This is a genomic window from Paenibacillus silviterrae (genome assembly GCF_030167925.1).
Classification (GTDB): domain Bacteria; phylum Bacillota; class Bacilli; order Paenibacillales; family NBRC-103111; genus Paenibacillus_G; species Paenibacillus_G silviterrae.
Window position 1 is genome coordinate 1,959,261 of record NZ_JASKUT010000002.1, and the last position, 11,529, is coordinate 1,970,789.

At 50.1% G+C, this 11,529-nt stretch carries 12 protein-coding genes; 8 read left to right on the plus strand and 4 right to left on the minus strand.

The genetic code is table 11. The annotated features are described in order from the left end of the window. Positions 1-3: 3 nt before the first annotated feature. The 3 genes from QMO62_RS31565 (at position 4) to QMO62_RS31575 (ending at position 4,161) form a co-directional block, all read left to right on the plus strand. Positions 4-1,503, plus strand: coding sequence for a CBM96 family carbohydrate-binding protein (locus QMO62_RS31565; protein ID WP_284646442.1), 1,500 nt, complete (start codon positions 4-6; stop codon positions 1,501-1,503). A gap of 38 nt (positions 1,504-1,541) precedes the next feature. Further along, on the plus strand, positions 1,542-3,353 hold the full coding sequence (locus QMO62_RS31570) for a family 20 glycosylhydrolase (protein WP_284646443.1): 1,812 nt from the start codon (positions 1,542-1,544) through the stop codon (positions 3,351-3,353). Positions 3,354-3,474: 121 nt separating this feature from the next. Continuing rightward, positions 3,475-4,161: a PadR family transcriptional regulator gene (locus tag QMO62_RS31575; RefSeq protein ID WP_284646444.1), complete on the plus strand. Its 687-nt coding sequence runs from the start codon at positions 3,475-3,477 to the stop codon at positions 4,159-4,161. A gap of 76 nt (positions 4,162-4,237) precedes the next feature. Here the strand turns inward: QMO62_RS31575 and QMO62_RS31580 are convergent, their stop codons facing one another. From QMO62_RS31580 to QMO62_RS31590, 3 genes are read right to left on the minus strand one after another with little or no spacing between them, the layout of a single operon-like run. Beyond that, positions 4,238-5,323: a Ger(x)C family spore germination protein gene (locus tag QMO62_RS31580; RefSeq protein ID WP_284646445.1), complete on the minus strand. Its 1,086-nt coding sequence runs from the start codon at positions 5,321-5,323 to the stop codon at positions 4,238-4,240. Further along, positions 5,313-6,389, minus strand: a complete 1,077-nt coding sequence (locus QMO62_RS31585; RefSeq protein ID WP_284646446.1) for a GerAB/ArcD/ProY family transporter — start codon at positions 6,387-6,389, stop codon at positions 5,313-5,315. The genes QMO62_RS31580 and QMO62_RS31585 overlap by 11 nt, the downstream gene beginning before the upstream one ends. A gap of 3 nt (positions 6,390-6,392) precedes the next feature. Next, on the minus strand, positions 6,393-7,733 hold the full coding sequence (locus tag QMO62_RS31590; RefSeq protein WP_284646447.1) for a spore germination protein: 1,341 nt from the start codon (positions 7,731-7,733) through the stop codon (positions 6,393-6,395). 142 nt (positions 7,734-7,875) lie between these two features. Between QMO62_RS31590 and QMO62_RS31595 the strand changes: the two genes are divergently transcribed. Together QMO62_RS31595 and QMO62_RS31600 are read left to right on the plus strand one after the other, a co-directional pair. Beyond that, positions 7,876-8,238 carry a VOC family protein gene (locus QMO62_RS31595; RefSeq protein WP_284646448.1) on the plus strand — a complete coding sequence of 121 codons (363 nt, stop codon included), beginning with the start codon at positions 7,876-7,878 and terminating at the stop codon, positions 8,236-8,238. A 22-nt stretch (positions 8,239-8,260) separates the two neighbouring features. Continuing rightward, positions 8,261-8,617 (plus strand): VOC family protein, encoded by a 357-nt coding sequence (locus QMO62_RS31600; protein WP_284646449.1) that lies wholly within the window; start codon positions 8,261-8,263, stop codon positions 8,615-8,617. A 16-nt stretch (positions 8,618-8,633) separates the two neighbouring features. Here QMO62_RS31600 and QMO62_RS31605 read toward each other — a convergent pair whose 3' ends face one another. Further along, positions 8,634-9,206, minus strand: coding sequence for a hypothetical protein (locus QMO62_RS31605; RefSeq protein WP_284646450.1), 573 nt, complete (start codon positions 9,204-9,206; stop codon positions 8,634-8,636). An 84-nt stretch (positions 9,207-9,290) separates the two neighbouring features. Here QMO62_RS31605 and QMO62_RS31610 point away from each other — a divergent pair, with 84 nt between their 5' ends. From QMO62_RS31610 to QMO62_RS31620, 3 genes are all read left to right on the plus strand, one after another. Next, the gene (locus QMO62_RS31610) at positions 9,291-10,007 is read left to right on the plus strand and encodes an MOSC domain-containing protein (protein WP_284646451.1); all 717 of its coding nucleotides are present in this window, start codon (positions 9,291-9,293) and stop codon (positions 10,005-10,007) included. Positions 10,008-10,083: 76 nt separating this feature from the next. Next, entirely contained in the window at positions 10,084-10,500 is a 417-nt protein-coding gene (locus QMO62_RS31615; protein ID WP_284646452.1) for an Rrf2 family transcriptional regulator, read from the plus strand. A 93-nt stretch (positions 10,501-10,593) separates the two neighbouring features. Then, on the plus strand, positions 10,594-11,457 hold the full coding sequence (locus QMO62_RS31620) for an SDR family oxidoreductase (RefSeq protein WP_284646453.1): 864 nt from the start codon (positions 10,594-10,596) through the stop codon (positions 11,455-11,457). Positions 11,458-11,529: the final 72 nt, after the last annotated feature.

Here is an 11,529-nt window from a genome sequence, read left to right on the forward strand (position 1 = left end):
ACCGTGAATAGGTTTCTTGTATGGATGGGTGTGCTGCTGGTCATCATGTTCCCCGGTTCCGCGCATGCTCAAACGAGCTGGTGGGGGGATAGCCGGGATGCGGCTGCCGATGCCCGCTCCGTTTGGGTGTATTATTCCAATGAATATGATTGGAATTATAATTCCGATACCAAGGTTATTAATGTTGTTAAGGATATGAACAGCAAAAATATCGATATTATCATTGCGTCTATGACGTATGCGGACATCGCCAACTTGTCGAACCCCGCGGCAGAACGGACAAAGCGGCTTCAGCTTATGATCAACGAGGCCGCGTCGCGCGGCATGAAGGTTTATGCGGGGCATTGGGAGGAGCAATTCACGGGCTCCTCCGATCAAATGAGCAAATACACGCGAGTCGATCACATCATCAGCTTCAATAGCGGCAATGCCGCTACCGATGCGGACATCGTCGGAGTGGTTACCGATTATGAAATGCACGGGTCCAATCGAAGTATGGCTAACTATGACAATTGGCGCTTGTTTCATCACAATCTGAAAAGCCGGATCGGCATGAACAGCTTGAAGGTATTGCCGGTCACCAACGACCCGGATGTTTGGATTTCCGGCTGTACCGATTGCACGAGCAGCTGGAAGTCTGCTAACGGCATTACCGGCAGCAATCCGTTCACCGGCGATGTAGCCTACTTCTCTTCGTATAACGGTACCGTGTTTGCAGACAGCCTGATCGGAATGTACTACTATGCAGCGCCATCGACCATTCAAGCCAAGGCACACGATGATATTGTCGAAGCGCAAAATCTGGCCACGTCCATCGTAGTCGGCTTTAGCGTAGGGCCTAATGGAGTAGACCCCTCCTTAGTAACCGAGGGAGAAGTCATTCAGGCGGTTCGTCTGATTGAATCGGAACGAGCCGCCTATCCGCTCGGCGTTCTCGGCACGATGTGCTGGCGCTGGGACAAACCGGACGATACGGATCAGGAATACCGGGACATCATGGGGGCGCAGTTTCCGGCCATCGAGGATGCACATGTGCGGGGAGGAACCAGCTCCGGCGACAATTACGGCGCTTCCGCACTGCTGGAAGTGAAGGATGCCCCTGGCGGAACCGATTATGACCGGCTGAGCTATTGGAAGTTCGACTTGTCGGAGTATACGGGATCCTCCGTGCAATCGGCGGTGCTTTCCTTCTACTTGAACACCGGGGTGAATGACGCATCGGTGCCTTCTGTTCCCGTAACGTGGCAGGGGTTAACGGTTGATTCTTGGCAGGAGAGTACCGTTACTTGGAACAACCGCCCCGGCACGTCAGGGGCCTCTGTCCTAGGAACAGTATCGCTGACGAATGCCGGCTGGTATAGCATCGACATCACAAGCTATGTCAATAGTCAAATGGCCGATAAAGTCCTTACCTTAAGATTATCCGACGATACGAGCAAGGATCGCTTGGTCAAAATCAACAGTAAAGAAAACACGAACGGCGCTTATCTTACCATACATTAGCCTTAGACCGGCGCTATTAGGAGAGGAGCATCATCACGATGATACAAACCATACCGCAAATCAAGCAGATTCATTACGAGGAGGAGGGAAGTTTTGGGCTGCAGGAGGCCTTTCAAATCGCTCTGCAAATGGGCACGCCCGATGAGAGAGTTCCAGGCCTGCTCCGACGTTTGTTCCCTCAACAGCAGCTTTCCTTCCTTGAGAGTGCAGACACCGGCGTCCATGTATGTCGAATCGGATGGGAAGGGGAGGCCTTGACCTCTCCTCCCGAGCTTGCTCAAGTTCCTCATAGGCAAGGGTACGTGCTCTGCTTGGAGTCCTCGGCAGCGACGATTGCCGCCCATGCGCCGGAGGGAGTATTCTGGGGCTTGCAAACCTTGAGACAATTGCTGGAAAGTGGAGATACCATCCCCGCGGCGACGCTGATCGATTACCCCGATGTGGACCTGCGCTGCATGAACTTTGATCTTCGGCAAACGTATTCCCGCCCGGAGAAGCTGGTGGAGTATATCGAGGAATTCGCCAAATATAAAATCAACGGCTTACTGATCGAGTATGAGGATAAATTCCCTTTCGAGCGCTACAAGCACCTTCGCCACTCCAGCCATTGCCTTAGCAAAGAGCAATTGGAGCATATCCTGGAGGCGGCTGCGAGCCATTACATCGAGATCATTCCTCTGCAGCAATCGTTCGGTCACTTGGAGTATGTACTGCGTCAGGAGGCTTATCGGCCTCTGAGAGAAACGGAAACATCGACCGGAGAGCTTTGCCCTTCCCGTCCGGAGGCTTATGAGCTCGTAACGGGACTCCTGGATGAAATGATGACAATGCATCCCGGTTCCAGGTTCGTTCATCTGGGCTGTGACGAGGTCTACAGTCTGTGTGAATGTGAGACCTGCCGTCAGTCATTTGAAGGCTCGAGAGACCGGGCGTTTATTTCCTTTGTCAATCAGCTGATCGACTTCGTGGCAAGCCGAGGTAAAACTCCTATCCTATGGCACGATATGCTCGACAAATGCTCCGAGGACGATTTAGCGCTGCTGGATCCGCGGGCTGCCGTGATGATATGGATCTACAACGGGCGCAATATCGATTCCGAAGTGTCCGGCTTGACCGAGAAATTCCGCAAACGGGGCATTCATGTCATGGGGGCGCCGGCTGTCCGATGCTTCGACAATCAGGAGCATCAAAATTATCCCGTCATCCACAACAGGATCGATAACCTTGTGCAATGGGCGGAAACCTCCGGGAAGCTCGGGCTCGACTGTATGGTGGCAACGAACTGGACCGCCGCCTTCAGCTTGGGAACTCCCTACGGCGTGTTTGAAACGACCTGGTTTCCCATGCTGTTTTTTGCCGATTTGCAGTGGAACCGGAAGGCGGATAGCGCAGGCTTCATCGATCGCTTCCTGAAGCTGTTCCATGGGGTAGATCCCGCTTATGCACGCAATAAGCTGGGCAACTACATCCATGAGGATTATTATATGGTGATCCGTTCTTTATTGGATACTGTGCGGAAGCAGCGCGAGGTGGCGGAGCTGATCAGCGTGATGATCGATTATGAATATGCAACGGATAAATCGCGGGCCATTCACAAGTATGTGTACCGGTGGGAGCTGTTCCCCGGGGATGCGGCCGAGTGGCAGTCGCTATTGAACAACTACCGCAGAAACCGGGCAGGCCGGGAGAAGGCGCGGCCGCGGATGAAGGAACTCCTCACCTTCTTCCAGCCTGAGGAGATGGCGGATCACTATGTGCTGTCCAGATTCTATCTGCATGACGAATGGGAGAAGGGGAAATACAGAGAGCTTGGCTTAAGTATGGAGGATTCGCCTGTGCTCAAGCCATAAATTCCGGGTCTGTCTCTATTGGATTCATTCATTGGAGACAGGCCTCTTCTTTACCTGCTTGATACAATACGATATATCGTAATAATATAACGATATATCGTATTGAGGAGTGATGTTGTTTATGAGACACGATCATCAACGTTTCCGGCATACCCGTTATACCGAGCGTCAGAGGTTTGACAAAGCGGGCGGCTACCCGGGGTCGCTGTTGAGGTACCGTCACGGCGGTTCTCGGGGAGGATTCGGCGGACGGGGGGAAGGCAAACGCTTCTTCGAAAGAGGGAAGTTCAAAATCGCTCTTCTTGAGCTGCTGGCTTCAGAGCCCATGCACGGATATCAATTGATAAAGGCAATGGAAGAGAAAACAGGCGGACTGTATTCTCCGAGCCCCGGCTCCATTTACCCTAATTTGCAGCTTCTTGAAGATATGCAGCTTATCGGATCCAGCGAAACCGACGGAAAAAGGCTGTACCAAATAACGAACAAGGGATTAGCTTATTTACGCGAAAGCGGCGAAGTCGACACAGAGCGGCTGGAGGTCCGCTGGGAGCATCATGGACGCCATAAGCCTCGCGGAGACAGGAATGGGAGGCACCATTTACGCGAGCTCATGAAGGATTGGTCGGACGTCATCCATATGATGGCGAAAGCAGCGGAAGCGGCAAGGAAGCATCCTTCCTCCAAGGAAGCAGAGCAGTTTCAAGACCTTATGACCGAATTCCAGAGCCGTTTGAACGAAATCATGGTCACGCCACCCCACGAAGATTCGGATGAATCCGCTACTGGGAATGACCCGGTCGAGGAATAAGGGGTGGAGGCTTCTGGTATGAGCTTTGCCAGGTATGTCCTCTGTGCCTGCACGATGCATGTTCCCGTATTTGCTCTTACTCTATGACTCCGGTTCCTTCTATGGTCACTTGTACCTGAATGTTAAATTCCATATCCGGATATAACCTCTTCCAGTCTTCATACTCCCTCTCACCGTCATGGTGCGTTGCCATATAGCGAAGACCGAAGCCGACAGGGTCCAGGCCATGGCTTTTCAGCTTCTCCAGGACCCTTAGGTAACGCTTCCGCACAGCTTCTCCGGCGGCCTCCTCGAGCTTTTTCCAATCCTGGTCATACAAATTCCCGACGGCTTCCTCGGCAAGACCTTTCATTCTCACATCCATGACGATGGAAGGCCTGCCTTCCTTAGGTGTATTCAGCTTATACTTGTACTTAAAATTCTGTATGGAGAGCGTAAAGCGGGCTTCATCCACTCGGATCTCAAATCGGCTGTCCTTACGGACAAGCTGGTTGAAAATGCGGGTTTCATCGGGACTGAGTACAAGCCTGAGCTTCTCTTTATCGAATAAGGCGACCCGGTTAATTTCGAACAAATTTCCTTTCTTGCGGATAATGGGAAGGTAAGGGTCCTTCCCCAGCTCCAGCAAACGGTTATAGAAATCGTAATTGAACTCCGGCACAAGATAGGAGGATTCCGTTCCCTCCTTACCCAAGGCCAGGAACAGGGAGTTCGCAGGAATTCGTTCGGACTTCGGACTGGTCTTAAGTATTTCCTCCGAGCTCGGCTCCGCGATAGCCAGATAGGCAACCCGCTGAATATCCCGCCGACGGAAGACCCAGTCGATGGTATCCAGAATATCTTTCTGCGCGATGTCATTGCTTATGAGAAACACCTTGGCGTGCCCGAGATCAAATTCCTTATCAACATCCGATTTCATCATTCGAACCGCTTCCGAGATAGAGTTGGCTTCTCTGCTGACGAGCTGGAAATCCTCGCTTCCCGGTTCAATTTTCGGCGAAGGGATCGCCAGCTTCAATGTTACCTTATAACGATAATCCTTTCCTTTATCCACGCCGATAGCTACGGCGAAAAAGCGTTTGTCGATATCTTTAAATCCGCAGCCCGTAAGGGATAACAGAAACAACAGCAGCAGCGAGGCGATCCATCGTTTACTGCGCATGCTTCTTCCTCCTGCTTATATAGATCATGATCCCGACCAGTCCCAGCTCGGCAAACAGACGGAGAATCAGCCACTGCTCGGCAAGATAGGTAAGCTGTTTTTCGTTGAAGGTTGAGCCGTACAAGTAAGTTACAGCACCGATACATGCTACGATTAGCCACTTCACGAATAAGGATTCCTTTGTCGATACACTCCGGATGAGCTCCGTAGCAATATGCCAGGTCAACGCAATAAAGAGCAGGCATAACATGATATACAGCATCAAAAAGACAAACAGCACCCGCTCAATAAACCCGTACTTCATGTGAAGGGAATCCGCCGTACTGACCCATACATAGACGTACTTCTCCACGGCCTGGGTCCCATGAAGCCCGATCGGGATAAAGAAGGTGGTAAGGCATACCAGGAAACCGATGATAGGTATCACCCAGAAATAGCGGATCGGCTTGGATTCTTGGAAAAACCGGTGAAATACGGCGAGACACACATATCCGGTAAACAAATACGTTGCCGCGGCCAATGTCATCAGGGAAGGCGTCTTGAATGCATAATCGGTAAACACCAAAATGGCGTCCCAATCAAAGCTTTCGCTTGTAAAAGCCTTATAGCTGATGAACATAACCAATGGAGAGCTAAGCACAATCAAAATTTCCATGACGTTCAGAATAGACTCGGACGACCGTGTAGCAGACCAGCAGCCCACAAGAATAAAACATACGAGAAGCACCGACATTTGCAAGTCGGGGTTAATAAATCTCTTCGTAATTAAGGCATACGATACCAACACGATGGAGCCTGCAGAGAACCACATAAAGCCAAGAAACAGCAGGATAGGAATGCAAATCCAAGAAGGGGTATGAGCCTTCAGAATTTCCGGCAAACCTTTACCGGGAAACCGGTTCATGGCCTTTGCAAAAATAGAAGCAAGCAAGGTACCCAGCGGGATGGCGATGAGCATGGCGGTGATGGCTCCCGTAAACCGGGCTTCCATGAGCACCTTCGGCACGTAGATGATGGTGTTGATCAGCATGCAAACGATAATCGGATAGTAAAAATAGCGGCTCATGCATCAGCTCCCCTTATAGCCTGAAGGTGAGGATTCGCGGGTAAATAAACGAAAATAGGTCTCCCCAAAGCTCTTGATGCCGGACAAATAAAGAAGAAAGCAGAACAGGCCGGAGATGACTCCTACGATTCCGAAGAAAATAGCCAGAACAATCAGCGGGTATTTCACAAATCGGATGGCGAAGCTCATCGAGTTGATCGGTATTACGAAGTTGGAAATGGCCACAGCGGATGCAATAATAATCATGATGCTGCTGACAAGTCCCGCTTGCTGTGCCGCTTGTCCAAGGATCAAGCCGCCGACTGTGGTCGCGGTTGAGCCGATATACCGGGGGAGCCGGATGCTTGCCTCTACCAGAGCTTCAATCAAAAAGAGCATGATCAGCACTTCAAAAAACGACGGATACGGCACCGCCGCGCGGCTTCCGGCAATGGACAGCGCGAACTGCACACGGAAAATTTCCGGATTATAGGAAACAATGGCTACATAGCTGGCCGGCAGCAGGATGGTAATGGCTAAAGCCACATAGCGAAGCAGAATGAGAGGCCTGCTGATCCAGGACGATTGGTAGATGTCATCCATTGCGGACATGAAGTCATAGAACACAACGGGAGCAATGACACCAAATGGACATCCCTGCATAAGAATGACGATTTTCCCTTGGGATAAATTCAAGGCGATTCGGTCCGGTCTTTCCGTAAGCAGCATCACCGGAAACAGGCGAAGCTTCTGGCAGGTCAGCAGTGCCTCCAGCTGGCCCACGGATTGTACCATGTCTGCTTGAATGTCGCCCAGCTTCCGGACAAGCTGCATAAGCACGTTTTGATTCACCAGCTTCCGGTCATATAGCAAAGCGAGCTTCGTCTGGGAAAGTCGGCCCACCTTCTGCTCCCGAACCTGCAGCTCAGGGGAGGGAAACCGTTCCCTAATAAAGCTGATGTTCGTCATAAGATCTTCGCTTAATCCTGATTGCGGGCCTTGTACGGTTGTTTCATTAACGGAATCGTTAGGCTTCGTAGCTCCGGCTTTCTTAACCGATAATCCATGGAGCTGTCCTTCGAAAAGGATAATGGCCTGACCCTCAAGCAAGGCGGGTAGAATGCGGTCAAGCTTCGTAATCTGCGAGCACTGCAGCTGGGAATGCAATACCGCCGTGAAGCTTTGGGACGTATCGCATTCCAGGAAGGGTGCGGAGAGATTCTTATGAATCAAATTCAAGTCGCATACGGACTGGAGGTAGTACAATGTCATCCCGATGCGGCCGTTATCAAGCTCTTCCACCTTTAAATCCTTGGAATAGCGCTGAGCTTGAATAGCTTGTGACAGCTCCTCCCTGCTGATCATCGTATCCCTTCCTCCCGTAACCTGAGTTTTGTTAGTTTGTCCAGAGGCTGGAAATATATGAAGGGCTTGGGGTATTATGCTTCCAACCCTGCTATAATGACTATGGAAAGGCTAGAATATGAAGAGGCAAGGAGGAAAATATATGAAGGCGATTAAGCTAAGACCATTCATACCGTCAGGAGCGGATTATACGCTGGCTCAGCATTTTTTTGAAGCACTCGGATTCGAGAAGATCTATTCGGATAACGGACTCAGTCTGTTTCGAATGAATGAGCAGGACTTCTTTCTTCAAAATTTTCATAACCAGGATTTTCAGAATAATTATATGGTAGAATTGCTTGTCGAGGATCTGGATGGATGGTGGAAGCATATGCAAGACCGCGACCTTGCCAATACATTTCCGATAAAGGTGAAGCCGCCGACATTGTACCCTTGGGGGAGACGTGAAATTCATGTCATTGATCCGGCGGGCGTTTGCTGGCATTTCTCCGAGGTGAAAAACTAAGCGGGAAGGGAAGTGTTTAAGCATGGGTTACATTCAGTGCCATGTTCCGGTTTTACCTGTATTGAACATGGATGACTCTCTTACGTTTTATCGTGACGTTCTTGGCTTTGAGGTGGCATGGGTTTGGGACGACAACGGATATGCTGCCATTCGATGCGGGGATGTAGAGCTTCATCTGGATGTACAAGCTTCCTTTCAGCCGTATAGGGTACATTCTTACTTATTTGTTCAAAACATAGATGAAATATACGGCCATCATGCTGCCAGAGGCGTTGACATCGTAACATCACTGGAACGGAAGCCCTGGGGAGTACGCGAATATAGCTTTCGTGATATCAATGGCCACATTTTTAAAGTAGCACAGGATGATGATGAATAGTTCTCAAGCTTGTAGGTCAACACTCGTTCCCACTTCGCCTTTTTATACTAAGAAAGACGATCAGAAGCATCGCTATCGTTCCGCCGGCTATGATCAATAGATCGTAATCCTTAACGGTTTTAAACCACATCTTGTATTCGATATGTATCTGTTTCACGGGTGCCTGCCCCTTGCCGAATGCTATGTCGAGCTGATCCAGGCTTTGGATTTCTTTCACAGGACTGCACGGGCTGCTTACAAGCTCCCCATCCGATGCCTGTACATAAATCAGATAAGCTTTGCCTTTCTCAAACGGGAATCCCCATGTAAAATCCGTTGACACCATAATTTGAGAGGGCAGCACGATGCCCCAGCTTCGCTTGACCTCTACCAAGATATATCTAGCATACTCCTTGGGGCCGATAATCCCTTTTTGCTTAACATCATCTTTGCTTTGCAGTATTTCGCCGTATACGGCTCCCCCGAAAGTTTCCAGTCTTTCTTGATGATCGTCTACCCTCGCGCAGGATAAGGCGTTCACTTGGTTGTTTGGGAGCATGAACAGGACTAGACCGGCGAAGAGCAAGGACGTACAGAGCTTGATTCTCAATGAAGGGCACCCCTCTATCAGCAATTTAGATGAATTTACCAAATAGAATCAGAAATGTAAACAGATGAGTAAGGGGGAATGGTCTTGTCCGTACCGGTGGGTCAAATTCGTGAAATATACCGATATCCTGTGAAATCCTTCGCAGGGGAAAGCCTGGAAGCTTGCCTTATAGAAAAGTATGGGCTGTATGGGGACCGTTTTTGCGCTTTCGTTGATGAAGCTAGGGAAGGCTGGGACAGCTATATCACGGCCAGAGATATCCCTAGGATGCTCGCTTATCGAGCCCAACTGACAGAGGAGGGAGTTTGTGTAATGTCACCGAGCGGACATACCTTTATCTGGAATGAAGAATTGCTAGAGGAGATGCAAAGATTCTCCCGTAAAAAAATGTCCATGACGAGTTACAGGGCACAGAATCCGGAGAACCCTGACTTGATGTCTGTAGATGCAGCCAGTATCCATATTGTTACGGACTCTTCGCTGCGCAAGCTTGAAGCTTTATGGGGGAGAAGCCTGGATCATCGGCGCTTTAGAGCCAACTTGGTTGTGTCTATAGACGATGCCACGATGGATGAAAGCGATTGGATCGGCAAGGAATTGAGTTTAGGCGGTGCCGTACTGCAAATTCAATCGTTCTGTGAACGATGCTCGGTGATCACGATCAATCCGGATACTCTGGAACGGGATGTGTCTCTTTTGAAGAGAGTTTATGAGGAAATGGATGTGAGCTTCGGTCTCTACGCAGGTGTAAAGCAGCCAGGTCCTATTCAAGTGGGCCAGAAGGTGTATTTATCGGTGTAAGTCTCAGCCTTGGGGTCCGCTTCATTGACAAGATGATGTGTAGTAACTATAATGGTTACAACGGTGGTGATATAGATTGAAGCAGATCAGTACGCGCTTTTCGATTGCTGTGCATACTCTTTCCCTGATCGCAGTCAGTCCGAAGGATTGTACCGGTGATTATATAGCGGGCAGCGTGAATACCAATCCCGTGGTCATACGGAGGATTATGGGCATGCTAAAGAAAGCGGGATTAGTAGACGTTCGTCCCGGGGTCGGAGGAGCCACTCTGCTCAAGGATCCCGACCGGATTACGCTCCTTGACGTATATCGTGCCGTAAATGTAACGGAGGAGAATCAGCTGTTTCGCATTCACGAGAACCCCAACATTCATTGTCCGGTTGGGCGGAATATCGAGCATGTCCTTCAAGAGGAATTGAAGGATGCTCAGCTCGTAATGGAACAGAGGCTTGCACAAACGACGTTAGAGCACCTTATTCATAAGTTCAAGTAAGTAAAAGCTCATTCGAGCTTTTATCTATATCCAAGTTGTAACAAATATTGTTATAACTATTATGATTACATCTAAAATCAGGAGGAATGAATCATGAAGTTCTTAGTAACAGGCGCAACAGGCAAATTGGGGAGCAAGGTTGTAGAGACGCTGTTGAAATCCGTGCCGGCAAACCAGCTCGCAGTAAGTGTTCGGAATCCGGAGAAAGCAGCTGGGCTCCGCGATCGCGGGATTGACGTCCGGGAAGGGGACTTTGACCGCCCGGAAACCTTGGATGCGGCATTTGCAGGAATTGACAGGCTATTGATCATTTCCGCAGACGGTGATAACGAAACGAGAATTCGCCAGCATACGAATGCCGTAGAGGCAGCTGCCCGTGCGAACGTCGGCTTTATTGCTTATACCAGTCTGGCAAATGCCCGCGATAGCAAGATGTTCCTGGCTCCCCCGCACCAAGCTGCGGAAGCGGCCATCTTGAAAACGGGGATCCCCTATTCCTTCCTGCGGAATAACTGGTATCTCGAGAATGAAACAGCAGGGATTCAAGGAATACGGGCTGGAGCGCCTTGGGTGACCTCTGCAGGGGCCGGTAAGGTGGGCTGGGCACTGCAACAAGAGTATGCGGAAGCGGCAGCAGCCGTATTGGCCGGAGACGGACACGAGAATACGATATACGAATTGTCAGGTCCATTACTGACGCAGGAAGAACTGGCATCGGCGATAGGAGCCGTTCTCGGCAAGGAAGTCCCTGTGCAGCAGGTCGACGACACCGCTTACGCCGACATCATGAAGAATGCGGGAGTGCCGGACTTTGTGATCCCGTTCCTCGTCGGAATTCAGCAAGGGATTAGGGAAGGTAATCTGGCGGTCGAAAGCAACGATTTCGAAAAACTGCTTGGACGTCCGGTAACTCCGGTTCGCGAAGCATTGCCTCAACTGATAAGAGCCATATCCTAAATTTTTATCTGGAACGACCATTCTTGCACCTAAGAAAGGTCGTTTTTTCACGAACATAATGAAATGATTATC